The organism is Roseofilum sp. SBFL (assembly GCF_017746885.1).
Lineage (GTDB): Bacteria > Cyanobacteriota > Cyanobacteriia > Cyanobacteriales > Desertifilaceae > Roseofilum.
The window spans coordinates 1-26734 of sequence record NZ_JAGHZH010000129.1 but is presented as its reverse complement, the minus strand read 5'-3'; the positions used below and the strand labels follow the sequence as shown (position 1 = coordinate 26734).

General features: G+C 45.0%; 28 protein-coding genes. 19 read left to right on the top strand and 9 right to left on the bottom strand.

Annotated features, from left to right (window positions below):
* The first annotated feature begins 32 nt into the window (after positions 1-32).
* Together J7545_RS24080 and J7545_RS13860 are read left to right on the top strand one after the other, a co-directional pair.
* Complete coding sequence (locus tag J7545_RS24080; protein ID WP_413038757.1) at positions 33-170, top strand: IS630 transposase-related protein; 138 nt, start codon at positions 33-35, stop codon at positions 168-170.
* On the top strand, positions 112-423 hold the full coding sequence (locus J7545_RS13860) for a transposase (protein WP_318719714.1): 312 nt from the start codon (positions 112-114) through the stop codon (positions 421-423). Before J7545_RS24080 ends, J7545_RS13860 begins: the two co-directional genes overlap by 59 nt.
* Positions 424-432: 9 nt before the next feature.
* Here J7545_RS13860 and J7545_RS13855 read toward each other — a convergent pair whose 3' ends face one another.
* From J7545_RS13855 to nfi, 5 genes are all read right to left on the bottom strand, one after another.
* On the bottom strand, positions 433-675 hold the full coding sequence (locus J7545_RS13855) for a hypothetical protein (RefSeq protein WP_318700343.1): 243 nt from the start codon (positions 673-675) through the stop codon (positions 433-435).
* Positions 676-869: 194 nt separating this feature from the next.
* Positions 870-1499: a ribonuclease D gene (locus tag J7545_RS13850; RefSeq protein ID WP_318700344.1), complete on the bottom strand. Its 630-nt coding sequence runs from the start codon at positions 1497-1499 to the stop codon at positions 870-872.
* 139 nt (positions 1500-1638) lie between these two features.
* A complete protein-coding gene (locus J7545_RS13845) occupies positions 1639-1824 on the bottom strand; it encodes a hypothetical protein (RefSeq protein ID WP_271942690.1) in 186 nt (61 codons plus the stop codon).
* 144 nt (positions 1825-1968) lie between these two features.
* Entirely contained in the window at positions 1969-2568 is a 600-nt protein-coding gene (locus tag J7545_RS13840; RefSeq protein ID WP_271942687.1) for a hypothetical protein, read from the bottom strand.
* 79 nt (positions 2569-2647) lie between these two features.
* Complete coding sequence (gene nfi, locus J7545_RS13835) at positions 2648-3313, bottom strand: deoxyribonuclease V (RefSeq protein WP_318700346.1); 666 nt, start codon at positions 3311-3313, stop codon at positions 2648-2650.
* Between the two features lie 222 nt (positions 3314-3535).
* Here nfi and J7545_RS13830 point away from each other — a divergent pair, with 222 nt between their 5' ends.
* Positions 3536-3733, top strand: a complete 198-nt coding sequence (locus J7545_RS13830; protein ID WP_318700347.1) for a hypothetical protein — start codon at positions 3536-3538, stop codon at positions 3731-3733.
* A gap of 320 nt (positions 3734-4053) precedes the next feature.
* On the opposite strand, the gene J7545_RS13825 is transcribed toward J7545_RS13830, so the two are convergent.
* The 3 genes from J7545_RS13825 to J7545_RS13815 form a co-directional block, all read right to left on the bottom strand.
* The gene (locus tag J7545_RS13825) at positions 4054-4248 is read right to left on the bottom strand and encodes a hypothetical protein (protein ID WP_318700348.1); all 195 of its coding nucleotides are present in this window, start codon (positions 4246-4248) and stop codon (positions 4054-4056) included.
* Between the two features lie 13 nt (positions 4249-4261).
* Positions 4262-6325 carry a DNA phosphorothioation-associated putative methyltransferase gene (locus J7545_RS13820; protein WP_318700349.1) on the bottom strand — a complete coding sequence of 688 codons (2064 nt, stop codon included), beginning with the start codon at positions 6323-6325 and terminating at the stop codon, positions 4262-4264.
* A gap of 237 nt (positions 6326-6562) precedes the next feature.
* Positions 6563-8626, bottom strand: coding sequence for an AarF/ABC1/UbiB kinase family protein (locus J7545_RS13815; RefSeq protein WP_318719713.1), 2064 nt, complete (start codon positions 8624-8626; stop codon positions 6563-6565).
* 124 nt (positions 8627-8750) lie between these two features.
* On the opposite strand from J7545_RS13815, the gene recN reads away from it, so the two are divergent.
* The 11 genes from recN to sbcD all read left to right on the top strand — a co-directional run bounded on the left by recN (position 8751) and on the right by sbcD (position 22591).
* Complete coding sequence (gene recN, locus J7545_RS13810) at positions 8751-10478, top strand: DNA repair protein RecN (RefSeq protein WP_318700351.1); 1728 nt, start codon at positions 8751-8753, stop codon at positions 10476-10478.
* A 331-nt stretch (positions 10479-10809) separates the two neighbouring features.
* A complete protein-coding gene (locus J7545_RS13805; RefSeq protein ID WP_318700352.1) occupies positions 10810-13938 on the top strand; it encodes a GAF domain-containing protein in 3129 nt (1042 codons plus the stop codon).
* 211 nt (positions 13939-14149) lie between these two features.
* Complete coding sequence (locus J7545_RS13800) at positions 14150-14737, top strand: hypothetical protein (protein ID WP_318700353.1); 588 nt, start codon at positions 14150-14152, stop codon at positions 14735-14737.
* 67 nt (positions 14738-14804) lie between these two features.
* Positions 14805-15263 (top strand): ABA4-like family protein, encoded by a 459-nt coding sequence (locus J7545_RS13795; protein ID WP_318700354.1) that lies wholly within the window; start codon positions 14805-14807, stop codon positions 15261-15263.
* A 132-nt stretch (positions 15264-15395) separates the two neighbouring features.
* A complete protein-coding gene (locus tag J7545_RS13790; protein ID WP_318700355.1) occupies positions 15396-15581 on the top strand; it encodes a hypothetical protein in 186 nt (61 codons plus the stop codon).
* 147 nt (positions 15582-15728) lie between these two features.
* Entirely contained in the window at positions 15729-16241 is a 513-nt protein-coding gene (locus J7545_RS13785; RefSeq protein ID WP_318700356.1) for an inorganic diphosphatase, read from the top strand.
* A gap of 533 nt (positions 16242-16774) precedes the next feature.
* Entirely contained in the window at positions 16775-17680 is a 906-nt protein-coding gene (locus J7545_RS13780) for an MBL fold metallo-hydrolase (protein WP_318700357.1), read from the top strand.
* 230 nt (positions 17681-17910) lie between these two features.
* The gene (locus tag J7545_RS13775; protein ID WP_318700358.1) at positions 17911-18870 is read left to right on the top strand and encodes an Rpn family recombination-promoting nuclease/putative transposase; all 960 of its coding nucleotides are present in this window, start codon (positions 17911-17913) and stop codon (positions 18868-18870) included.
* 205 nt (positions 18871-19075) lie between these two features.
* A complete protein-coding gene (locus J7545_RS13770; protein ID WP_318700359.1) occupies positions 19076-20896 on the top strand; it encodes an FAD-dependent oxidoreductase in 1821 nt (606 codons plus the stop codon).
* 78 nt (positions 20897-20974) lie between these two features.
* Positions 20975-21235, top strand: coding sequence for a hypothetical protein (locus J7545_RS13765; RefSeq protein ID WP_318700360.1), 261 nt, complete (start codon positions 20975-20977; stop codon positions 21233-21235).
* A 126-nt stretch (positions 21236-21361) separates the two neighbouring features.
* Positions 21362-22591: an exonuclease subunit SbcD gene (gene sbcD, locus J7545_RS13760; RefSeq protein ID WP_318700361.1), complete on the top strand. Its 1230-nt coding sequence runs from the start codon at positions 21362-21364 to the stop codon at positions 22589-22591.
* A gap of 65 nt (positions 22592-22656) precedes the next feature.
* On the opposite strand, the gene J7545_RS13755 is transcribed toward sbcD, so the two are convergent.
* On the bottom strand, positions 22657-23232 hold the full coding sequence (locus tag J7545_RS13755; RefSeq protein ID WP_318700362.1) for a pentapeptide repeat-containing protein: 576 nt from the start codon (positions 23230-23232) through the stop codon (positions 22657-22659).
* Positions 23233-23414: 182 nt separating this feature from the next.
* Here J7545_RS13755 and msrP point away from each other — a divergent pair, with 182 nt between their 5' ends.
* The 5 genes from msrP (at position 23415) to J7545_RS13730 (ending at position 26581) form a co-directional block, all read left to right on the top strand.
* Positions 23415-24395 (top strand): protein-methionine-sulfoxide reductase catalytic subunit MsrP, encoded by a 981-nt coding sequence (gene msrP, locus J7545_RS13750; protein ID WP_318700363.1) that lies wholly within the window; start codon positions 23415-23417, stop codon positions 24393-24395.
* Between the two features lie 55 nt (positions 24396-24450).
* Positions 24451-24921 (top strand): hypothetical protein, encoded by a 471-nt coding sequence (locus J7545_RS13745; RefSeq protein WP_318700364.1) that lies wholly within the window; start codon positions 24451-24453, stop codon positions 24919-24921.
* Positions 24922-24977: 56 nt separating this feature from the next.
* On the top strand, positions 24978-25472 hold the full coding sequence (locus J7545_RS13740) for a DUF4079 domain-containing protein (protein WP_318700365.1): 495 nt from the start codon (positions 24978-24980) through the stop codon (positions 25470-25472).
* Between the two features lie 94 nt (positions 25473-25566).
* Complete coding sequence (locus J7545_RS13735; protein ID WP_318700366.1) at positions 25567-26220, top strand: cofactor assembly of complex C subunit B; 654 nt, start codon at positions 25567-25569, stop codon at positions 26218-26220.
* A 43-nt stretch (positions 26221-26263) separates the two neighbouring features.
* Entirely contained in the window at positions 26264-26581 is a 318-nt protein-coding gene (locus J7545_RS13730) for a hypothetical protein (protein WP_318700367.1), read from the top strand.
* Positions 26582-26734 lie beyond the last annotated feature (153 nt).

Genomic DNA, 26734 nt, shown 5'->3' with positions numbered 1-26734 from the left:
GGTGTGTTTATGATTGGTGTAAACGACCCAATATTGAGAGAGTTAAAGTCCATAGGCGTTCACGAAAACTCGATTGGGAAGCCTTAAGAAAACAGGTCGAACAAAAGCCGGATGCTCTGTTGCTCGAAAGAGCGGCAGAATACTGGTACAACCAATGCCCTGTTTTTTAATCATTGGTTAGAGCATCATCTGATAGTAGAACTCAATCCGAATTCCCTGCTAGTTGCCGATAATGCCCCCTTTCATAGGAAAGTAGATATTCGAGATCTAGGCAAAAACCATGGACATAGTGTTTTGTTTCTACCCCCTTACTCCCCAGACTATAGCCTCATTGAACAAGACTTTGCCATTCTCAAAAAGCAAAGGATATATGCTCCATCCGGTACAACTCTGGATGAGTTGGTCAAACTGTACGGAACTTAATTGGAATGACTATACTTCCTGAATGCTCGCGTTTGGCGCTAACCTGATTCCCAGGCGATCGCCGGGTTGAAAGGAAAAGGTTTTCTCTCCTAAGTATTCTCCAGTGTTCCAGTTGTTTGATTCTACCCGATCGCCCAACTTGGCTGCTTCTGTGCGATCTCTAATGGCTATTGTTCCCCAGTCTGAGTCGGATAATACCCGCTTTGCTGCTTCAGAGATAACTTCCGGAGTATCTAGTTCAAATTCTCCCATCTCTGGCCAGCTAAATACACCAACTTCTGAGGAATGTGGGGGGGAGTAGGATGGGGTTGGAGTCGGGGGCGGCGATCGCTAGAGCCAGTTCTTGAATCGCTACTTTTCCTGTCATCGTTGAGAGCCTTTTTTCTGTTACTACAGGTAAGAGAGTATCCTAAATTGGGGCAGACTTGATATCATTTATGACTCAATTAATGCTCTAATACATCTTTGTACTGCAATAGATCTAAGGCGACTAAAACGGGGATACAGTCAAAGCACTGTTGAGCAAGTTCCCAACGCTCTTCTCGGTGTAGCATGTGGATGAGCTTTTCTTTAACACTGAGAAGATAGCGCACGTCATTAGCCGCGTAACTGAGTTGTTCCTCGGAGAGGTTACCTACATTTCCCCAATCTGAGCTTTGGGCACTTTTATCGAGTTCAACTTTTTCCAGTTCTTGGACTAATTCTTTGAGTCCGTGACGGTTGGTGTAGGTACGGGCAAGTTTGCTGGCGATTTTGGTACAGAAGATCGGGTTAACGATGATATTGAAATGATGCTGAAATTGGGCAACATCAAATCGGGCAAAGTGAAAGACTTTAGTGATCTTTGGAGACTCTAGCAGTTGTTTGAGGTTGGGGGCTGTGGTTTGTCCTTTGGCGATCCGGATGGCAATTACATGACCTTGGGGGTCAGAAATTTGCACTAAACAGAGGCGATCGCGCAGGGGCAATAGGCCCATGGTTTCGGTATCTACCGCAATTTCGTCTACTTGCATATAATGGGCGAGTTGCTCGTCGCTCAAATCCTGCTCGCCGATCTGAAAAGGTTGAATGGTCATAAATTAGGTAATTGGGTAATGGGTAATGGGTAATGGGTAATAGGTAATGGGTAATGGGTAATGGGTAATCTCCGCATCTCCGTGTCCCCGCGTCCCCGCGTCTGTGCGTCCGCAGTTTCTCCGTGTCCCCCGATCCTCGTTATGGCTGTTGTTCAGTAGGGGTTTTGGGGTTGGAAGGGGGGGATTTCTGGGAAGCGTGAATCAACCAACCGATGACCAGAACCAGGATTGCGCCGAGAATATAACCTAAACCGGCAAATCCAAAGCGATCGGCGGCAAAACTAATCCATTGTCCAAACCCTTGCTTGGGTGGGGGATCATTCATATCACTCATATAAAAATATACAGCGCTTTGCGCTAGAGAATAGGGAACAGGAAAGGGGAAAATGAACAGCAATGCAGTAATCATATATTCTGATGACTATTGCTATTCGTGCCTATTGCCTTTTGCCTGACTTCTGCAAGAAGTCTATTGACTTTCAAAAAGTTCGGAGAGTTCTTCGGTACTAGTTCCTAAAATACGGGCAAGTTTGGAGATTTCATTATCGGTGAATCCATCCCGAATTTGGATCAGTTCTTTGGGCGCACGGCCGACGATGCGGGCGATCGCCACAATTTGTTCGTCGCTAATTTCTTTTCCTCCATACACATCCCGCAGATCTTGAGGGGAGAGCTTATAGGAGTCACAAAAGCGGACAAACTCTTTATCACTAATATCGAGTTGTTCTTGGCGATCGCGCAATAGGAACATGATCGCCCGCGAACCATGGTCAGGACGCTTGAAGCGATCGACATATTGCTTGAATAACTCATTGATTTGTTGGGGAGTTCCTCCCAACTGTTTCACTAAGTCGGTACACGCCATTTTTAGGGCTTTAGTTAGGGTTTTATTACGTTGAGTGAGCTTTTCGTTTTCCTGTTGGAGTTTTTCGGATTTGTTGATGGTGTCAACAATACTGGCAGCAAATTCTGGAGTACATAAGCCTACATCCGCATCTTCATAGGAAATGGGGATATAGGAGCGATTCGGATTAAATTGTAAGTTTAAAGACTGGTTATTTTCTTCCATAAGGTTCTATAAGTCGCGCTAACCCAACGCTTCAGAAGACAGGTTCTGAATCTGGGTCTATTGTACTTCATCGGTAGCGCTAAATTCGATTGGAGGCCAAGCGATCGGCGATGCGGGTGGTTTCCGGAAGACGATAATGGGGACTACAATCGAGGACATAGGCGATCGCCGTCTCTAAACATATCTTATGACCAATGGACACATACAGGGGTTTAACTTTGGTGCGGGTTCTCAGCACTGCACCAATGGTTTCCTCCCGATCTTTGAGAGGTGTCCAACTACCTCGTTGGGGTGCAGGTTCATCATGGGTACCGATAAACCGGGATTTTGCTACACCAATGGTGGGACAATCGAGCAATGTCCCCAGATGACAGGCTAATCCAAATCTGCGCGGATGAGCTAATCCTTGACCGTCGCAGAGGATGAGATCGGGAGTTGTAGTCAGTTGACGGAGCGCTTGGAGGATGGGAGGGACTTCCCGAAAGGAGAGAAAACCCGGAACATAGGGAAAGATCGTCGGACAAAGAGCGATCGCTGTTTCCACTAGCTTTAAGTCGGGAAAACTCAGCACCGCAACTGCGGCTCTCGTGGTTTTCCCGTCATCTTCAAATCCCAGATCGACTCCAGCAACCCAATGAACTTCTGGGAGTTCATCGGAGGTGACAGTGCGATCGCGCCATTCTTCTTGGATTAATTTTGCCTCCCCTACCGAAGTCGGCCAACCAAGGATTTCAGGAATATGCATAACTTATCAATAATCAGATCCGTCCAATACTCAGGATTTTATGCAGTGAGCTAATCTCAATTCTTTTAATAATAGCTAATTCTCTTATTGTTATAGTTTGGGTTGCTAGGACAGGTATTGATGGGGGAGCAGGGCGAATGATCCAGAAAAATGTTATAATTCTACTCCGACATGGGTTTAAAATAAAAATTATAGATGCAATACATTTCTGAAAGAGGTGTTATGACAGTTACCGAAATCCAAGAAGCAGCAATGAAACTTTCTACAGGAGAGTTTAAAAAACTGCTTCAGTGGCTGGATGAATTTTCTGAATCTCTCTGGGATCGGCAAATTGAGGAAGACCTTGAAGCAGGCAAGCTAGAGGGTCTTATTCAACAAGCAAGGAAAGAATTCAGAGATGGAAAGTACCAGGAAATTTAAAACATTTCACTACTCCCCAGCTTTGGGAATACTATCGTCAGTTGCCACAGGAAGTTCAATCCCTGGCAGACAAGAATTATGAGTTGCTTAAGAACGATCCGAAGTATCCCTCTTTACATTTCAAAAAGATCGGAAGTTTATGGTCTGTAAGAGTTGGGAAACATTATAGAGCTTTAGGTTCTGATGAACCAGAGGGAATTCTATGGTTTTGGATTGATCCCCATAGCAAATATGATGATCTAATCAAGGAAAGTTAGCTTTTAGAGTGCCCTAAGCATAGCTATTGAGTTAAGTTGACAACTGTCCATCCATCAATCCTCTTAATCTGGACGAACTGAGCAATGTTCTCGCCCATAATTGACTTCTTTATTTCCCTGGGGATTGATCCACACACACCAAACGCCATTGGCTTGATGAATGCGCCAGCGATGCATGATTTCGGCGTATAGGGTAAAGCAAAATAATAATCCGATACAGCCAAAACCAATGGCGATCAAAATTCGGTCTTTATCCATGATAAATTCATAATTAATATTTTTGTCTTCTATAGGAGGCTAATCGTTTTTTGTGAGCAGATTTTAAGAGCTTGAGGCGATAGGGGTCAAGGTCTTTGCGCCAACGAACTTGGGATGCGCTAATTTCTGCTCCATGTTCTTCTAAACATTTAAGCCATCCGCGACGGGTTTGGATAGCTTTCCAATCTTCAAAAAGTCCCCATTTTTCTTCTTGTTGGCTGAGTTTCTGGAATTTTTCAAACTGGGGATAGGTAGAATCAATAAATTGTTCTTTGCGGTGCAAGATTGGGGGATTGGGATGATCGTCATAGCTTTCATAATAGACAGCTAAATCTCGTAGGTCAATTTGCAGGATGGTTTTTAAGAGAGGGTGAGGAGTTTGGTCAAAATCGAGATAAAAGAGATAGGAAATTTTGGGAAGATTGAGGTGAAATTTAATCAGGGTTGCTCCTTCAAGTCTGCCGATGGTGCGGTTGGCACAGCCTTCGTAAAGGCGCAGGCGTGGATCGAGGGAGTCGAGATAATGGGAGTGAACGGTAAAAGATTTGGGGGTAAATTTGCCAACAGGAGAGTTTTGACAGCACCGAGAAATAAAGTCTAAGTCGCCTAAACTAAAGAGCATTTGATCGGCTAAAATGCAAGCACTTTTATAACTGCCAAATAAGCTTTGAATATCTTGCCTGATGGTGGGGGAGAGGTGACGAAATTGGGGGCGATCGCTAAAATGAGACAGGGCGAGGTAGACTAGGAAATCCTGACGGCGGGAGGTCGCGATTTTTTCCCATTCTTCTTCTTCGGTAACTTGGAGGACGAGTTGAAAGGCGCGACGAAATGTGCCAAACTCCTCTAAAATCAAAGCTTCTTGGGCTAATTCTCCTCGTTTGGGCAGTCGTCCGCGATTGGTAAAAAATGCCATCAGAGGAGCGAGTAAATCTTGATAGTCTTCAAACCGGCGTACTTCTACCCGAATGCGAGGGGTGGAAAGGCGCGAATGGAAGCGGGATGCGCGGAAAATCTCGGCTTGGGTGCGATCGCGAAATACGAAGTAAATCCCCAAATCTACAGGTACTGCATCGACCTCTAAGACTCGATCGATATAGGTTTTCAGCTCTTCCTGTTCGTAATATTTCTGGAACGTATTGCGCTGGGTAATCACTCCATCAGCATAGGCGATCGGGCGATCGCTTGCCGCACTAATCAACACCTGCGCCGACACCACCAACACCTTTTGGGTTAGCTGCCACGCTTTTAGCAGCGCTTCCTGGCGTTCTCCCTGGTCTTCAATCACATTAATCACATAGCCCAAATTGACAATATCAGCCTCATGGAGCGGCGTATCCGGGCGATAATAGGGGTCCCATCCACCACTGCTATACCCCTTCTTTGCAATCTGTTTAATATCCTCCCCATACCCACATCCATAGTCAAAAAACGTCGTTTCTGGAGTAAATAATTCCGCCTCCAACGCCAAACGCATCGGTCGGGATAACTCCTTGCGCACCATAGCCGCTTTATACCGTTCAATGACCGGAGCATAGGTCGTATGCACGGTCGTTTCCATAGCAACAACCCGATGATCCTCAATGTTCACCCGATGTACCGATAACCATTTTTGCCAATGCTTTAATGTGCCAATCGAAAACCCACTGCGTTTATTTAAGAGTCCCCATTCTTCTTCCTGTTGGGTTAACTGGGCAAACTTCTCATAATGGGGGTAGTGGGGTGTAACAAAGGTTTCCTTGCGGTGCAAAATGGGGGGATTTTCGCTGTGGCGATAGTCGCGATAAACGGCTTTTTCCTGGGCAAAATCTACTTGTAAACTAGCGTGCAGACGAGGATGGGGGTCGTCGTCAAAATCGGGATAATAGAGATAGGAAATCTTCGCTTGATCGAGGTGAAATTTAATTAACGTCGGCGGTTCTATTTCTCCTGCTATTTGACGGCCGAGGGTTTCGTACTCTTGCAGTTGAGCATCAAGAGCATCCAGAGCCGTCAGATGAACATAGAGCGCATTAGGTAAGCGTTTGCCGATCGCACTCTGTTGGCAGAGACTTAAAATGTCAGCATGAGAGACCATCGCGTGGGAGAGACATCAGGGTTTTTCCTAGTTTACCTGGATTTGCATACAAGGTCTGGAAGGTTGGGGTCGCTCCTTCGTCCGATCTCCCATGGACATGCATTTCCCCTCTCGTTTTAGTCGGCCTTCATCTTCATAAGGAGTGCCAATCTACACCTAAATATAATCTTCTTCATTTCTCCCCAGCTCCATTAGGAATTCACCCCTGAAAGCCCTGAGCGTGAACGAAGAAGGGTATCATTTGATCGACACCACCGCAGCCGGTAAAGCCAAAGGTGGAGAATCCGATTTAGGAACCGATGCTAACTTTTTTTCTGAAGTTCCATTGCCCCCATCTTCACTGAGTAACACTTCTCGAATAAACCGTGCTAAAACTCGTTGAGCTAATCCACTGGCGATTTGTTGTCCCATTTGTTGGGTTTCGGGCTTGAATAAAACCTTGGGCAATAACGGCGCAATTTTCATGGGATCAAATCCTTGAGTTTCTTGCACAATTCGTAAAATTCGCTGCATATGTTCGATGTTTTTCCGATCTTCGGGATTACTTGTAGATATGGGTGCAACTGGTTTTTGACCATTCATCCCTACTGTTGTCCGGAAACGATGACTAACATTTTCCAGAGTAGTACGTCCCAGGATGTCTAAGCTTTTGACCATTTCCTCAACGATGCGATCGCGGATAAAACTGCCGCGATCGGAAAAAAGGAACTCAATCGTTTGATTTAATACTACATCTAAATCATAATCTTGACTATCACGGGCATTTTTGAGCAGATTTTCCAACCGATTCCAACGGAAACTGCCATCTTTGAATAATAAATCCCTTAAGGAGGTTCGCAATTCTGGAGATTGGTCAGTTAATAAGCGTTTAGCCACATAGGGATAGGCTTTACTCAAAACCTTAAAATTAGGATTCACATTAATGGCAATCCCTTCTAACGTGACCAAAGACCGAATAATCAACGCATAATAGGCAGGAACCCGAAACGGATAATCATACATCACTTGGGAGAGTTGATCGGTAATATTCTTAAAGTTCAACTCAGCCACAGATGCACCCAGAGCATCATTAAAAACTTTTGATAAAGCGGGAATAATGGGAGTCAAATCCGTATCGGGCGTGAGAAATTCTAGTTTGACATAATCATGGGCTAATCCAGAAAAATCGCGATTGACAAGATGTACGATCGCCTCAATCAAGCCATAGCGTTGATAGGGCTTGACCTCGCTCATCATGCCAAAATCCAGATAGACTAATTTCCCATCTCCAGAGGCGAGTAAGTTACCGGGATGGGGGTCAGCATGGAAAAAACCATGTTCGAGCAATTGCCGTAGGGAACATTCAACCCCCACTTCAATTAAATAGGATGCATCTAATCCTTGCTGGCGAATTTTCTCTAAATCGGTTAATTTTGTGCCCGTAATCCACTCCATGGTTAACACTCGACGGTTAGTATAGGGCCAATAAATCCGGGGCACATAAATATCCGGTAGATACCCATATAATTGCTCAAACCGTTCGGCGTTTCTGCCTTCATGGGTATAGTCCATTTCTTCATAAATGCGAGCGCCAAATTCATCGGCGATCGCTACTAAATCACTCCGCACCCGCCGACTTTTCTGTACCCAAGCGGCTAAAGAGCGGAGAATATACAAATCTAGAGAAATTTTTTCCCGTAAATCCGGACGTTGAACCTTGATCGCCACCGTTTCCCCAGATTTGAGCTTCCCTTTGTAAACCTGACCCAAAGAAGCGGCAGCTACGGGTTTAGCGCTAATTTCAGCATAAATAAATTCGGGGCGATCGCCTAACTCTTCCTCAATGAACTGATAAGCCACCTCATTCGGAAACGGGGGAAGTTGATCTTGAAGCCGGGTTAACTCCTCTAAAAACACCGGAGGCAGGAGATCTGGCCGAGTTGATAAGGCTTGCCCTACCTTAATATAGGCTGGGCCCAATCGAGTTAAGGTCTCTCGCAATTGAACCGCCCGCTGGCGCTCTTTTTTTTCCGAAGCTCCCCCGATACGTTTATCCCACCATAAGCCCACAACCAAGCCAAGAAAAGACCAAACCAGCGAGATCGTCCGTCCCCACACTTCCCAAGGACGGGAACGGTAAAAGTCCATCAACTCCTGCGGATCGTAATGGATCTCTGGGGGTTCCACCGCTGAATTATTGGATATAATCGTCTCTTCTGACATGGGACTAAAATGTGCAGAAGAAGAACTGGGACTCTGGAAGTCCTGGAGTTTTGATAACCCCTGTTGATGGGAAGATGAAGATGGCATATTGACATTCATGACTTGAGGTGGGCTGGATCTATTACTGATTGTAAAGTAATTTTAACAATTCCCCCCCTTGAGACGCTCGATCAATTTTGTTCGGTTCCCTGGATCAAGTGCTTTTCTGGTAAGTAAGCCGTCTATGTTAATCTCCCTAAAAATTGAGAACTTTGCCCTTATCGATCGCCTAGAATTGGACTTTGCCCCAGGCTTAACCGTCTTCACTGGGGAGACTGGAGCGGGAAAATCCATTATTCTAGATGCCCTCGATGCTGCCCTAGGTGGCAAATTAAACCCTAAAGCGATCCGCTCAGGAGCGTCCCAAGGGTTAATTGAAGCCACGTTTACCCTTTCTCCCCTAGTTCGAGAATGGCTACAAGGGCAAGAAATAGACCCAATGGAAGACCAAACCCTCACCTGTAGTCGGGAGATCAAGATCTATCAAGGCACATGGCGATCGCGATCGCGCCTCAATGGAATTCTGGTCAACCGTCGGCAAATGGAAACCCTACGAGAATTATTAGCCAGCATTGCGGCTCAAGGACAAACCGTACAACTTGGAGATGCCATGCGACAGAGGCAATGGTTAGATCTCTATGGAGGGAGTGAACTCTTAGCCGTCCAACAACATGTAGCCATGGCTTATGAAACCAAGCAAAAACTAGCGGCTAAACTCCAGCGACAACGACAGGATGAACAATCTCGACTGCAACGGATTGACCTTTTAGAATATCAACTCACGGAGTTAAATCAGGCCCAACTCACCACAGCCGATGAATTAACGGAACTCGAACAAGAAAGTCAACGGCTCTCCCATAGTGTCGAACTGCAACAGAAAAGCTATCAAATTTATCAAGCTCTGTATCAGGGCGATCGCTCCTTAGCTGCTGCCGATCTACTCGGAGAAGCCACCAGCTTGCTCGATGACATCCTTCCCTACGATCCCCAACTGCAACCGATTCTAGACTTAGTGAATGAAGCCCTAGTACAAGTTGAAGAAGCCGGACAACAAATCAATACCTATAGCGATCGCCTCGAAACTGACCCCGAACGCCTCGATAATGTGGAAGCACGAATTTTTGAACTCAAGCAAATCTGCCGTAAATATGGGCCATCCCTTTCAGAGTGCCTCACCTACTGGCAGACTATTCAAACCGAACTTGACGACCTCACCGCCACCAGTGAATCTCTAGAACAATTGGAAAAAGACGATCGACAAGCCTTAGACCACTTGAAAACATTATGTAATCAGCTACACTTACAGCGCCAAAAAGCTGCCGCTAAACTAGAGGCGCGTTTGGTTGAAGAACTCAAACCTCTAGCTATGGACAAAGTGCAATTCAAAGTCGCTCTTACGCCCATCCCCATTACAGCCACAGGCGGCGATCGCATCACCTTTGGTATAAGTACGAACCCTGGAGAACCCATTCAACCCTTAGCGACTACAGCTTCGGGAGGGGAAATGAGTCGCTTTTTACTGGCTCTGACGGGCTGTTTTTCCCAGATTAACCCCGTCAATACCTTAGTATTTGACGAAATTGATACTGGGGTTTCAGGACGAGTTGCAGAGGCGATCGCTGATAAACTCCATCACCTCTCCCAACATCATCAAGTTCTGTGTGTCACCCACCAACCCTTAATTGCTTCCCTCGCCGATCGTCATTTACAAGTCCGCAAAGAAACCATTACCGAAAATGCCAGCAACCATCCCAGAACAGTCGTTCGCGTCACCCTCCTCAACGATCGACAACGCTGTCAAGAACTCGCCCAACTCACCGGAGGTAACTCAGCCCTCGAAGCCCTATCCTTTGCCGAATCCCTGCTTCAACAAGCCAACAAAAAACGCCAACGCCATCATCAACCTTCCTAAACCTTCATTTTTCCCCCATGCTCTCCTCTCCCAAGCCAGGGCAATTCCCCAAGAACGTAATCCCTTCACCCATTTTTCGGTACACTGGGAAAACCCTTGACCCAGACCAAAGAAAGAACAGACAGAGCCAAGCTGTCATGGCTGCAAAATTCAATTGCGATTAAAATTAGGCTATCCTAACTCTTGAATCTTCTGGATTCGTCCTTTAAGATACACCTAACCGATGGTTCCCTTCTCTAAGCTGTAGCTTACTAAATTAAAAAAATGTGCCTTTAGGCCCTTGAGTTTCCCACTAAACGAAGACATAACTCTTAATATATCGGTGACATCTATGGCAACATCATCTTCCAACTCTCCTATTGTCGACACAACCGCCACCACGATCGATATTGATGCAATGAATGCGGACGGAACTCCTGCCCATGCCGTATCAGCAATGGTCATAGATGTAGAAGACAATGCCCCTCAACCCGCTCCCCCAGAACCGAATGAGTCCTCTGGCATTACTGGAGGGTTAGTTACAACAGGAGGAGGGGGTGATTTTTCCAGTTTTTTAGCTCCCCTGAAAAAAGATACCTTTAAGCAAGTCGTCAGCGACGTTGAAGACAAGCTCAAAGTCGTAAATCAAACCCTATCGATGTTAGATAACCTCTTGGAGAACCAGGGGTTTGATGCCATTCTTGATGAAATGCTGCGATCGATTACCCTAAAAACTGGGGAACTGCTCAATGCCGATCGCACCAGTATCTTTCTGTTTGATGAAGAAAAAAATGAACTCTTCACCATCGTTGCCAAAGATGAAAAAGGTAACGCCCTAGAAATTCGCATTCCCGCCGATAAAGGGATTGCTGGAGAAGTCGCCACCTTTCGCAAGGTCGTCAATATTCCCTACGACTTCTATGACGATCCGCGATCGACCACCGCTAAAGCCTTCGACAAAAAAAATGGCTATCGCACCTACACTATGGTCGCCATGCCCCTGGAAAATGAAGAAACTGGGGAATTAGTGGCAGTCGTACAACTGATTAATAAACTCCAAATCGATGCCGATCGCGAAGCCAACTTAGACGACAAAATCGATCTCAAAGGTTTCACCGCAGAAGATGAACAAGTCTTCAAAGAATTTGCTCCTTCCATTCGCTTAATCCTAGAATCCTCCAAATCCTTCTACGCAGCCACTCAACGGCAACGGGCAGCTTCTGCTCTCATGAACGCTGTCAACTCCCTAAGTAAGAGTAGCCTGGATTTAGAAGACACCCTTGGAAAAGTGATGGATCAGGCTAAAGAACTGATGAACGCCGATCGCAGCACCCTTTGGCTCCTTGATGAAGAAAAAGGAGAATTGTGGACAAAAATTCTCATTGCCGGTAACCTCACCGAAATTCGCATTCCCAGAAGTGCCGGATTTGCGGGTATGGTAGCCGAATCTGGAGAACCCCTCTTAATTCCCTTTGATCTCTACAATGACCCCCGTTCCGAAACCTCCAAAAAAACAGACCAGAAAACTAAGTATCGCACTTGTAGTATGCTCTGTATGCCTGTCTTTAATGCCGACGAGCGACTCATTGGCGTAACCCAACTGATTAATAAGAAAAAACAAGGCGAATATCCCAACTACAACCCCGAAAACTGGCCGGAAGCTCCAGAGCAATGGAAATCTAGCTTTAACCGCAATGATCTAGAATTCATGCGAGCTTTTAATATTCAAGCCGGAGTTGCCCTCCAAAATGCCAAGCTCTTCGATCAGGTCAAACAACAACAAAAAATGCAGGAAGATATTCTACGGAGCTTGACCAATGGCGTGATTTCAACCGATAAAAATAGTCACATTATTGCCGCTAACCAACGTGCTAAAGAACTCTTGGGACTCGATCAAACTGAACTTGAAGGAAAATTACTCCCCCCTCTGATTCGGATTAAAGAAGGAGACTTCAAAAAGTGGTTTGATGCCGCCCTTGCCCCCAAAGATAATAAGGAACGCCAGCAATTTTATCCCGATCAAACCCTGATTCTTTCTGGAGAAGATGGAGAAGATGTTGAGCAAAGTGTTAACCTTTCGATTAATTCCATGAATGATGCCCTCGATCCGACAAAAGTCAATGGTGCATTAGTAGTGATGGAAGACATCAGCGATGAAAAACAAGTCAAGAGCTTGATGTATCGCTATATGACCCCAGAAGTTGCTGAGTCCCTACTAGCCAGTGGCGATACAGGACTCGGTGGAAAACGCAAAGAAGTCTCTGTTCTGTTTAGTGACATTCGCAGCTACACCACCTTGACGGAGAAATTGCAAGCAGAAGAAGTGGTCGCCATGCTCAACAGCTACTTTGAGGAAATGGTGGATTCGGTCTTCCGCTACGGTGGAACCTTGGATAAATATATTGGTGATGCTCTCATGGCGGTGTTTGGCTCTCCTGCACCCCTAGAAGATCACGCCTGGTGTGCCATGCAAACGGCTGTAGAAATGCGATATCGCCTGGCTGAATATAACCAGAAACGTAAAGCACAAGGGCTAATGGAAATTAGCATTGGGATTGGCATTCACTCCGATGTGGTTGTCAGTGGTAACATCGGCTCATCTAAGCGTATGGAATTAACCTCCATTGGTGATGGGGTAAATTTGGCTTCTCGTTTAGAAGGAACCAGTAAGCAATATGGAACCGATATTGTAATTAGCGAAAAAACATACAGGAACTATGCCGATCGCGTCTATGTGCGGGAACTCGATAATATTACAGTGAAAGGGAAGAGCAAACCGGTCACTATTTATGAACTGTTAGGAATTCGAGAAGAGACTTCGGTAGTCGGCCGTCCCCTCACCGATAAGCAAGAAGCGGTGAAAACCCATTATGAACAGGGACGCAAGCACTATTTACAGCCAGCCCACGATAAGTTGTCTTACAACGAAATCCTAGCGGTTTTGGAGCAGTTAGAAGAGTTATCGGAATCAGAGTTGAAAAAAGTTTCCTATGATGAAACTCAGATGCTCTCCAAGATGCTGGCCCAGGTTGACCGGGAAGAGTTAATTCAGCTTTTAGGGGAAGCCACCTTAAAACGGATGTTGGAGGTAGACGACCTCAGTCGCAAAACGGTAACCGATACTTACTGGCAAACGACTTTACCAGAAAAAGTGAATGAACTCACTCCCCGTCAAGTAAAGAAATTGCTGCAAGCGAAAGTGTGTCAGTTTGTAGGAGCAGAGGAAACTCGGCAGATGTTGGCTGAAGAAGCTCAGGAAATGTCTTCTGCTCAACTGCGTAAGTTTATTGATTTGGCTCGCAAACCGTTTGCAGCTAAAGCTAAAGAGTCTTTCAAACAGGCTCAAGAAGAGTTCCAAAAGGTTCTCAAGGCCGATCCCAATAATAAAGCGTCTAAATTGCATATTCAGCGCTGTATGCTCTATGAGGATAATCCACCAGATGAAACTTGGGATGGAGTCTGGAAACTCACGGAAAAATAGACCAAAACTCAAAGGGCTTAAACTTACTTAAACTTAGGTTGCTTGACCGCGATCGCCTTTCTGGTCTAAATTAGTAAGAGTGGGTATTCTCAGAACATTGGGTGTAGAGGTAAACCAACTAGCGTAGGTAAGTCGCACCCATAAAACTCTGATTTCATCATTCTCATCACAAAAAATTGATTCAAGATTAAATTAACAGCGAATTGGGTTTATGAACGATGTGAACTGGCAGTCAAAATACAAAGATTGGATTGATAAAGTCCGTCTGTTCTTAACGCAAACTGCCCAAGCCTATCTATTAGATATACCGAGACTCCCAGAAACCCTTACCCCACAAATTACCCCCTTGTCGCGAAAAGCCAAAGAAATTAAGGAAATATACCAGGATGAGTCGGGGAATCTTCCAGAAGGAGATGTAGACCTATTGTGGGTTGACCAAGTTCACCAGTTCTTGCAAAAATTGTCCGACCTCTATTTAGCATCAAACCAGCCTTCTTCGCTTCACAACCACTTAGACTTGTCCAGCCAAGCAAGAACCTTAGCCAAGGAAGCCAAACGAATTCAAGAACACCCGTCCCAGCCTAAACCCACCCATGGGACTCCAGGCATAAACCCCAGTCCTGACCTAGATCAGCACGATCCTCTCCCCCCTTTGTCTAGAGATAACATGAGTATTGAGGATTTACAAAAAAAAATTAAAATTCAGTGGGCTAATAGCTCTAATCCCAATGCTCCCGAATGGCAACAGTTAATTGTCCTATTGGATGTGGCTCAAGGACTCTATCGAAATTTAGTTTAAGCTTTAGTGAAACTGATCGCTCCGAACAAGGAGAGTATAATAACCTTTACAGGATTATTTTAGGTTCATGATGCTCGATTGGTTGTTTAATGGCGCAAACCTTTTTGTGCTACCTTTTTGGACGTTAATCATTGTCTTACCCAATTGGGGGGGAACTCGATGGGTGATGAAGTCGTTCCTTCCCTTTGTGGCTCTAGCGGGTTTGTATGTGTATCTGCTCATAGGTACGATTGATGGAGAATCAGCAGCTGCTTTAGCCAATCCTCAATTAGCCGATTTAGCGCGATTATTTGCCAATCCCCAGGCAACAGCAACCGGTTGGGTGCATTTTCTGGTAATGGACTTGTTTGTGGGACGCTGGATTTATTGGGAAGGACAAAGGACAGGAGTTTGGACGGTTCATTCAATTATCCTCTGTTTGTTTGCCGGGCCGATTGGCTTGCTCTCCCATATTCTTACCCAAGCAGCTGGCGAGCGGTTCTTTACGCCATCGCCAGAATCAACCCCTCCAGAAATGAGTTCGTGATACTGGGTAAAGATTGTTGTCAAACTAACAATCTGGCGATCGCACATCCGTAAAATAGAAGCGAGGGGTCAATAACTCCCCTCCCCATCAAGTCTTGTTTTGTTCAATAGAGGTCATTAAACCCCCTTCTGTATGGAATCAGAAAGTGAGCTTGGAACTGGGGGCAAACCCCCAAAACCTAGGGTAGCAGATGTAATTGGCACAGCCATTGCCTTATTAACCTTGACCTTACCCTTGTGGGCGATCGCCTACTATTCTTCAGGTAATGTCAAAATTGTACCGGGTGTGGGCTATCCCTTACCGCAAGCCAGAGAATGACCCCTATGAGCTAAAAAAATCCAACGGATTAAAAACGATTCATTCAGACCAAGCAGTTGGGATTGGTGACCATCTTCCCTTAAAATTTGATTCGGGGCAAGGAGGAGTCATCCTCCCCACTCCACTGACGCTATTTGGAGAAAACTCTTGGATTTATCACGGATTCCCCCCCAACCGAAACCTGGCTTATTGAGTGTATTGATCGAAATCACAGCCGGAAGCAAGAATAAGTACGAATATGATAAAGACTTACAAGCCTTTGCTCTAGACCGAGTATTGTATTCCTCTGTCCACTACCCCTATGATTATGGATTTATTCCCAATACCCTAGCTGATGATGGCGATCCTCTAGATGGTATGGTCATGATGGATGAACCTACCTTTCCAGGGTGTGTGATTGCTGCACGACCCATTGGGATGCTAGAAATGATCGATGGCGGCGATCGCGATGAAAAAATTCTCTGTGTTCCAGATAAAGACCCCCGGTATACAGGCGTAAAATCTCTCAACGATGTTCACCAACATAAACTCGATGAGATTGCCGAGTTCTTCAAGACTTACAAAAACTTGGAGAAGAAAGTCGTAGAGATCTTAGGATGGAAAGATATCGATCAAGTTTTACCCTTGGTCGAAGAATGCATCAAAGCAGCCGCTAAATAATCATTCCTGGTCAAATTTTGGCCATCCTCCCTAACACCTTAACAGGCGTGACATCGGTCAAGTATCCGTTTGCTCACGTCTGGCAATCCTGGAATCACAAGATCCCCCCTGAAAAAATAAAATAAGGTAAAATCAGGGCATCTAGGTAACCTGAACCCCCAGAATATTTGAGTATCTCTACCTTGAAGAGATACCAACCATCTGGAATTACCGATCAGGCAGTAACCTAAATCTTAGGGTGCAACAAGTCTCAATCTCATAGACTTGAAACAAAGCGGTATTTATCAACATTGCTCAGACAATAGGAGATTAAGCACAGAAATCAACCAAAGTTAGGGTGGGAAATCTGGATCAGATCAGGTTAAGATGACCCCATATACGCTGTTTGCATTTCTATCTCCTCTTGTTCATCCCTGTGAACTCCACTAGGAAACCTTAGAAGCAATGGCTAGGCTAGTAGGCACAAGACCACTTACGCTCTGGTCGTTCACAAGAACAATACTCAGCTAAACCCAGGCTAAATTTAGCGAAAGATGTCACAATCCGATCCCTCAGCTCCTGTTGTCAAACCTGCATCCAGCGCGGATTATACGGAATCCGTCGTTCCATCTCCCTTAACCATTAAATTCTGGGGGGTTCGAGGTGATATACCTACACCAGGTGAACAAACCGTCCGCTACGGTGGCAATACCTCCTGTGTTACCTTAGAAACCCCTCAACATTTTTTGATTTTTGATGCGGGTACTGGGGTTCGCGTTTTAGGTAAATACCTCTTGAGTCGGATGCCAGTGGAAGCTCATTTATTCCTATCCCATTGTCAGTGGGATCGAATTCAGGGCTTTCCATTTTTTGTGCCCGCATTTATTCCCATCAATCGGTTTTATGTATATGGCTCTTCAGCAGTGAATGGGGATTCGATGAAAGATCGACTCAAGGAACAAATGCTTCCCCCTAACTTTCCCGTTCCGATTGAAATTATGGGATCGGATCTGAAGTTTTGTGATGTCGATCCAGGGCAAGTACTAAAATTGGAAGCAATGGAAATTCATACCTGTTGTTTGAATCCGATTAATCAGACTTTGGGTTATCGCATTCACTATCAGAATCAAATTGTGGTTTACGCGACAGATATTGAAGCAGACACCAATGAACTCCACCCAGAATTGATTCAGTTGGCCTGGGAAGCGGATGTACTGATTTATGATACTCATACCTGGATGATGGATGAGCAAGGAGCCAAGGGCAATTCTCAGCCGAAAGATTGGAATTGGAAAAGCGGTATTGAGGTAGCGAAAAAAGCTAAAGTGAAGCAGTTGGTAATGTTTCACCACGATCCAGGTTATACGGATGATTCTTTAGATGGGATTGAACGACAGATTCAGGCAGTTTTTCCCCAGGGAAAATTAGCCCGTGAAGGAATGGAAATCGTCATCCATTAGTTAATTAAGCATTAGAAGTTAAAGATTAAAAACTTATATTTGATAAGGATTAGAAGAGGTCGCTGGTGAGGTTTAGGACATCGGTTTTTAGGTAGACATAAGAATAAATTGAGTCAGAGCTAGACAGCCTAAACTAGGTTTGAGAAGTATAGACTGGGCGATCGCGATATAGCCCTCCTAATAACCATACCTATGAACCAGAAGACCGTTGCCCTAAATCGAATAAAAATATGGAATTTATCAGTCCCAAAACCGATTTTGCCTTTAAGCGCATCTTTGGTTCCCAAGAAAGCAAAGATATCTTGATTAGCTTATTAAATGCCCTCATTTATGCGGGTAAGCCAGAAATTACTGACCTAGAAATTATCGATCCCTATAATCAGGGCGATACGAGTACCCTAAAAGATAGCTATTTGGATGTGAAAGCGATCTTAGGTAACGGTACAACCGTCCTGATTGAAATGCAAGTGCTAAATGTGCCTGCCTTCAAAAAGCGAGTCTTGTATAACTGGGCTAAAACCTATAGCAATCAACTAACCATAGGAAAACCCTATGTGGGACTCCAACCCGTCATTGCTCTAACGATCGCTGATTTTCCCCTATTTCCGGAAGTAGAACCTATTATTACCCACTTTAGTTTAAAAGAGAAAAGCCTACCTTCATTGGACTATCCTGACGAACAAATTGAACTAATCTTTGTGGAGCTACGAAAATTCAATAAATCCTTGGAAGAATTAGAAACTCTGACGGAAAAATGGATCTACTTTATAAAAGAAGCACCCAATCTAGAGATGATTCCCAGTTCTCTAGAAGAAGTACCAGAAATTGGCAAAGCGTTGGGAATTGCCAATCGAGCCAATTTGAGTGCCAAGGAAGTAGATGAGTTAGACCGAAAGGAACGGTGGATACTCGACCAGCAGGGTTATGTCGTGCAAGCAAGGACAGAAGGATTAGAACAGGGACGCGAACAGGGACGCGAACAGGGACGTGCTGAAGGGCAATTGGAAGCAGCATTAGGATTGATTTTGCGTCAACTTCAGCGACGGTTTGGAGAAGTTCCTGAAGCTACCATAGCCCAGATGCAACAATTGTCTTTAGATGATTTGGATGAGTTAGGAATGGCGATTTTGGATTGGACGAGTTTAGACGATTTATCCCGTTGGTTGAGTCAGAGGGAATTAATGGAGTGAAGGCAGTTCAGTCCCTTCAGCGCTTCGCAGTCTTTTGAGGCAATCGCCTTTTCTCAGTGATGACAGGCTTATCAAACCCAAAATCTTGTAGGGGAAGGTTCACCAACCCATGAGGAGACAAACCTTACAGTAGTTATAGTGTAGATCGCCTCTTGCTCGCCCTTTCTTGCCATAATGCCCAGAGTATCGAACTCTGAGGCAAGCCATGAACAAAATAGAAGAACGCAGCGTAGATATCCTCGTTGTTGGTGGGGGAACGGGGGGAACCTGCGCTGCCATCCAAGCCGCCCGTCGGGGCGCTCAAACCCTGCTCGTCAGTGAATTTCCCTGGTTAGGGGGCATGTTAACGGCAGCCGGAGTATCTGCACCCGATGGTAGCGAGTTGGCAGCCTTTCAAACGGGAATGTGGGGGGCATTTGTACGGGAATTAACTCAGAAACAACTGGGAGGATTAGACCATAATTGGGTGAGTTTATTTGGCTTTAGTCCCCACATAGGAGCGCAAATTTTCCAGGACTGGGTGGACGAACTGCCTAACCTGGACTGGATTTGGGGACAAACGCCATTAGAAGTGTATCGAAACGGCAACCGTATTACTGGGGTTCGGTTTCAAAGCTTGCGGGTAAATGCCACCCTTACGCTAGATGGAACTGAACTAGGAGATTTACTCGCCTTAGCCGATATTCCTCATCGTTGGGGTTGGGAACTGCAAGCTGAATGGGGAGAACCGAGTGCTCCTCAAGAAGCTAACGAACTGACGCAACGCTATCCGGTACAAACACCCACTTGGGTGATTCACCTACAAGATTATGGAGAAGGAGTCAGTGCGCCAGATATTCCCGGTTCTGTCGCAGAATCAGTATTTGCGGGAGCATGGGAAAACCATGGTGTAGAGAAATTCTTAAGTTATGGCCGTTTACCGAATGGCACCATGATGATTAATTGGCCGATTCAGGGAAACGATTATGGTATCAATCTCAATCGCCTAATTGAATCCCCTGAAAACCAATTTACCTTCTTACAAGAAGCCTTAGAGTATAGTCTCAACTTTGGGCGTACGATTCAAGCCCAATTGGGACAACGCTACGGGTTAGCGGTTAATCAATTTCCTGTTCTCGACTCCAGCAGCTCCCCTCGCTCTGCGCTTCTTCCTGCATTTCAACAAGGAGTCGCCCTTTATCCCTATTTTCGAGAAAGTCGCAGACTCAAAGGACAAATTACGCTGCGAGAACAAGACATTTTGCCCCAACCGGACGGAAATGTGGCTCAATTACCCAGAGATGAAACTGGAGCCATTAATAGTATTGTGATTGGCAACTACCCTAATGACCATCATTATCCAGGGGTTGACTTCCGTCTGGCTCCGAAATCTCTACGCTGGGGGGGACGGTGGACGGGAACTCCGTTTACACTGCCCTATGGCTGTTTAGTTCCAGAGGAAATTACCGGATTTCTGGTCTGTGAAAAGAATATTTCTGTCTCCCATATTGCCAATGGAGCCAGCCGCTTGCAACCGGTGGTGATGAATATAGGGCAAGCCGCAGGAATGGCAGCAGCGCTCTGTATTGAACGCCGGGAAGATCCCCATAGTTTACCGGTGCAAGTTTTACAATCAGCTTTATTAACGGATAAAAGTGCCCCAGCAGCCGTTATTCCCTGTTTTAATCTCACCCATCGCTCTCCAGATTGGCAAACCTGGCAATTCCATTATTTAGAGCATGGAGAGGAGTATCCAAAAACTGGCTATGCTCCCAACCCTTCTTCCCCAGTTGATTTAGGAACAAGTTGTACTGAGGGGTTAGAGGTATCAGGACTGTTTAAGCGCTTAGAGGAACAAAGCTATCAATTGCAGGTCAATGCCCCTGCCCAATGGGGGGGAAGTCCCTGGCGATTGATTACCACTGAACCCCTAGTTAATCATACTTTCGAGGGTCTGGAGGATCAACAACAGATTCGCCTGCGCGGACGTATGAACTCAGCCGGGGGTTGGATGATTGTGGAAGAAATTACGGACGTTTTTAGTTGATAAACTTCCACAGTTTATCCGGATGCACTAGGGAAACCGATGAGAAGTAGAACAGTTACTTCAAGACAGATGTTTCCCATGCGTACCAACAACTCCATTAAAATTAATCGTTTTCTGTTTTTGTCTGTGGTTATTGGTTCGATAGGTTGGGTTAACCTGCAAACCAGTCCTAAGGTTGCTTCCTATTCAAATCAATCTTCCCAATATGTAGAAGAGAGTCAAACCCATCGCGGAAGCGGACGGTGTGATGATACGGAGTGCCCTTCCTCCCAATCTTTTGATAGCATGAAAACTGCTCGTCGAGGCAGTGGACGGATTGACTCTAATCAAACCAGTTAAGAGTTGAGTAGGATAGAATATTTTCTAGTCCTGCACCTCTAAATACGATGATGATCAGCTTTAGATTCTCTCATCCCCCATAACCCTGAAGTTAATGGGGGGTATTTTTGTTGCTGGAGAGACAGGATGATTAAGGTTTTACATCTATCGGATATCCATTTGGGGAGTGGGTTAAGTCATGGAAGAGTGAACCCAGAAACAGGTTTAAATACCCGTTTGGAGGATTTTATCAGGAGCTTGTCCTACTGTATCGATCGCGCGATCGCCGAACCTGTCGATTTAGTTTTATTTGGCGGCGATGCTTTTCCAGATGCTACACCTCCCCCCTATGTCAGTCAAGCGTTTGCTGGGCAGTTTTATCGTCTAGTGGAGGCGAATATTCCGACGGTGTTATTGGTGGGTAACCACGATCAACATGCTCAAGGAAAAGGGGGGGCGAGTTTATCGATTTACCAAACGTTGGGGGTTCCAGGGTTTATTGTTGGCGATCGCCTAGCCTTACATGAGATTACCACTGCCCATGGCCCCATTCAAGTGATTACCCTCCCCTGGTTAACTCGTTCGAGTTTATTTACTCGTCCAGAAACCCAAGAATTATCCCTTTCAGAAATTAATCATCAATTAATCGACCGGTTGCGAACTGCCCTTGAAGCGCAAATTCGCCGTCTGAATCGAGATCTTCCCACGATTCTTTTAGCCCATGTGATGGTCGATAATGCCCACTATGGTGCAGAGCGGTTTTTAGCTGTTGGCAAAGGGTTTACTATACCCTTATCCATCTTGGCACGTCCTTGTTTTGATTATGTAGCCCTCGGTCACGTTCACAAACATCAAATCCTCTGCGAGCATCCACCCGTTGTCTATCCTGGCAGTATTGAACGGGTGGATTTTAGCGAAGAAAAAGAACAGAAAGGTTATATACTAGTAGAAGTGGATAAAGGACAGGCAAATTTAGAATTTTCACCCTTATCTGTGCGCTCGTTTAAGACGATTAAAGTTAATCTAAGTCAGGCAGAAGATCCCCAAGACCAACTGATTCGTACCTTAGAAAAATCTTCCCTTCAAGATGCCGTGGTACGATTGATTTATCAGATTCGTTCCGAACAATTAGATTTAATCGATTCCCAGCAACTTCACGAACGGCTAGAAGTGACCCATAGTTATACGATCCAACCCGAATTAGTCAGTCAACTCTCCCGCACTCGACTTCCGGAATTAGGCCAAGGAAAGGAAGTCGATCCCCTATCAGCCCTGCAAGTTTATTTAGATAATCGAGAGGATTTACAAGAATTAGCCCCACAAATGCTAGAAGCAGCACAAGAGTTATTAAGTTCTAGCTATATTGTAGATTCTTAGAGGAGAGCTAGAAACTTAATTTCTTCAAGAAAACCGGTTTCTCAGAGAGAAGAACTCTTTAGAAATTACCGGTTATTTGTAGATTCACAATAGCGACGTTTTGCCCGTTCTTCTCTCGCTCTTTGAAAATCTAAGGTATTCAAATCAACGGGTTCTCGCATCTGTTCTGGGGTTTCTGGATCGCCTTGGTAAATGGTTGCCCCATCGGGCATTTTAGCCCCATTGAGTTTAATCTGATTGTCAACGATCGCCCCCGTAAAATCAGCTCCGGTTAAGTCGGTATTTCTTAAATCTGCACCTCGCAGATCGACCCCTTGTAATTTAGCATCTACAAAGTTAGACCATTGAAATTTTCCGTCTTGTAAATTAGCATTACTTAAATCAGCACAAGTGAAATAAGCACCTTCAAAGTTACTGTTACTTAAGTTGGCATTCATTAAGCGAGATTGCCTGAGTTGAGAACCTTTAACGGTTCTGCCGGTAATGTTGCTTAAATCAGCGTTAATCAGATCGCATCCTTGACAGGTGCGACCTCCATTCAGTAGTTGAGTAACGTGATCGGGGTTAGCGGCGATCGTTGCAGTTGTTAATCCTACGCTAATGCCGACAATAGTCGCAAGAGTCTTTTTAATCTCGATCATGGTAATTTTAATACTTGAATTGACAGGGAAACCTGAATAAGGATTGAATATACCTAGGGAAATCATACCTCTTCAACCCAGACTTTTGAGGATTTTGAACTTAACAAAATATTAAAATACGTTAATATAACTAGATATTGCTTGTGTTCGTTTGTGATAGCTTTTAGTTTGCCAATGTAGCCATGACCTTAATCAAAGTTCCCAAAATCTGGGATATACCCGATCGCCAGATCACCCCAGAGTCCGTATTCATGAATCGGCGGAAATTGCTCAAGGGACTGATGGGAGTCGGCATTACTGCTAGTTTGCTCCCGTTAACCGCTTGTGGTCAGCAAAATCAATCGAGCAATATTGAATATGGTTATACCACGCCAGAGGCGATCGCTCAAAATCCAGAGTTTCTCAAAGGAGATTTGGAGATTACTCCCCAATCCCTTTCTTCTAAATACAATAACTTTTACGAATTTGGAAGCACCAAATCGATTCAGCAAGCAGCCCAAGCTTTGCCCACAGAAAACTGGAAAGTAGAAGTTGGAGGATTGGTGAAAAATCCCCAAACCTATGATATGGACGATCTCCGAAATAAATTTCAAACAGAAGAGCGCGTCTATAGATTTCGATGTGTGGAAGCTTGGGCAATGGTTGTACCTTGGTTAGGGTTTCCGATGCGTAAACTGATCGAAGCGGTTGAACCCACATCTGAGGCTAAATTTGTCCGATTTACCTCTTGGTATGATAAGCAAATTAGTACCGGCCCCTCTGGGAATCTGTTTTCGCCTCTTCCCTGGCCCTATACGGAAGGATTGCGAATTGAGGAAATGGCTAATGAATTAGCCTTTTTTGCCACAGGAATTTATGGTCAAGACTTACCCAAACAGCATGGCGCTCCCATTCGTCAAGTGATTCCTTGGAAATATGGCTTTAAGGGAGCAAAATCGATTGTCAAAATTGAATTTCTGGACACTCAACCGGCAACATTTTGGAATACGATCGATGCGAAGGAATATGATTTTGAAGCCAATGTAAATCCGGATAAACCCCATCCCCGATGGTCTCAAGCGACGGAACGGCTCATTAGTAATGGATCTGCATTCAGTTGGCCCAGACAACCGACCCTACACTATAACGGCTATGGGGAATGGGTGGCTCATTTATATGGTTAAGCCTATGCTTTAAAAAGTGTGAGCATCAAACTTAACCATTAACAGGTGATGAGGAGTGAAAACTAAATATTGGAGATTAGGAGGACTAGGGGCAATCGCCAGCCTAGTCCTGTGGGTGTTGCCTGCTTTAGCGGAGCTACCCCGCGATAAAGTTATAGCCCTAGTCGAAGCTCTGCGAGTATCTGCCCCCCAAGGGCAAACCGCAGAAACGCTCTATGGCCCCTGGAAAATTAGAGCTAACAACATTACCCGATGGTCTCAATGGTGTCTGGGGGAAACAGTAACCCCAGAAGCATTTGCCGCCAATATGGGGCAAACCAGAACCGTTTTGGTTTGTATTGTTGGGGATGTTCTAGCTGAAGAATATGACACAAGTGCCCAAGATGAAGACCTTGCCATCCGCAGAACAGCAGCTTGGTGGGTCTCGGGTAATCCAAATTTGTATAACCAAGGGGACATTGCTGTTTACACTAATAAAGTATTGAGGTCTTATCAAGACTTCAGAAACAACCCCACAGACTTTTAAATCCTAAAGTCTGGGGCTAGCAAATCACTTGACTGAATCATTACTCGGATTACTCCATGGACACCATTAGAGACCTTTTGCAACCGATTGTTAACCCCATTGCCGATTATTTCGCTGGTTTAGGCATTCCTGAACCCATAACCCATTGGGGACATCCCCTAATGATGGGCATTGTCGTTTTTGTGTTAGGCACGTTTGTGGCCGTTGCTGGATGGCGCGGACGGAGTGCCACGGATGAAGAGGTAGCGACTCAAAATAAGCTCAATCACCGCAAACTGGCCCCATTTTTAACTCTATTCTTAGGCCTCGGATATACCGGAGGGGTTTTATCTTTGGTGATGCAAGGACAGCCTATTCTCGAAAGTCCCCACTTTTGGACGGGTTCAATTGTCTTAGTACTGTTGGGTCTCAATGGCGCAATTTCAATTACCAAGTTTGGGGGCGATAATAAACCTTCTTTGCGTACTCTTCATGCTTATTTGGGTACGGCAGCATTGGCGTTGTTGTTTGTTCATGCCTTTTTAGGTCTGAACTTGGGCTTATCGATTTAAGCCATAATTTTTGAGTAGGGGTGGGGGAACTCTCTCCCCTACCATCGGCTTCCCAATTACCCTTCTGCGAGCGCGAAGCGCTATATTAATTGCCTTGACTGTCAAACGCACTGATCCCAACCAATTTTTGCGACTCCTGCCGATTATCGTTGGCATAATCGGGGGAACGCTGTTAATGGTGAATCGCCTATTCACGCCAGAGTTAACGCCTTCCCAAGGCCGTTCCGATGTGGTAGGCGTGATGATTAGCGCCCTGCTCATTTTAACCGGATTACTATGGCAGCAGATTCAACCTGTCCCTCCAGAACGGGTGCAATTAATTGGAGAAGAGGGCTTTGAACTTTCTCCTGAGTTACCAGATTTTGTCAAAGTTGAGTTAGCTTGGGCTTCCCAATTATTGCTGACGAATACGGCGGGGCGATCGCTGGTGGTTTATTATCAAGGTCAAGTGCTGCTGCGCCGAGGTATTTTAGGCCCAAAGTCTGAGGTTAAACCCGGCCCCATTGTGCAACGGGTTCTAGATAAAGGTAAACCGGTTTATTTAGTCAATCTCAATATTTATCCTGGCAAAATTGAATTTGATTATTTACCTGATAACACACAAGGAGTTATTTGTCAACCCTTGGGAGAAAATGGCGTGATGATTTTAGGTGCGAATGCACCGCGCAGTTATACGAAGCAAGATGAAGCTTGGATTGCTGGAATTGCGGATAAAATTGGCAATTCCTTAATGGGTAATACACTATAGTAAATATGGTGTATATATTGTTCCAGCAATGCCATAGACTAAAGTGACTTCAGAGAATATTACTCCTACTGAACTTAGCACAAGGGTTAGATTGTCCTTACAAAGAGCTCTTTTAGGAGAAATTGGAGCGAACCTTCGAGGCGTAACTTGTGCATACGATCAACAAGTAATTCAAATCCTTGCAATTTTTGATGGCGAATTTGATGATAACAACGATCAAGAATCTATTGAGTGTGTGGCGACAGAAGTGATTTCTGATTTTGGAAATCATACTATTGATGTTGAGTGTATAAGGGTAGATTATCCTCAACCACTGAGTCCCTACATTAAGATGGATTGGGTTTATCTTAGAAAAGAATAACAATTTTCTTCAGTTTACAGCGCTTCGCGCGGTAATAGGTAATAGGTAATAGGTAATAGGAAAACCATTTTTCACGCTATAATGCCCATTCTTCCGGCTTTTCATGGGAAGGCACTCTCAAGGAAAATTTCGATTACTGTACCTCATAACATC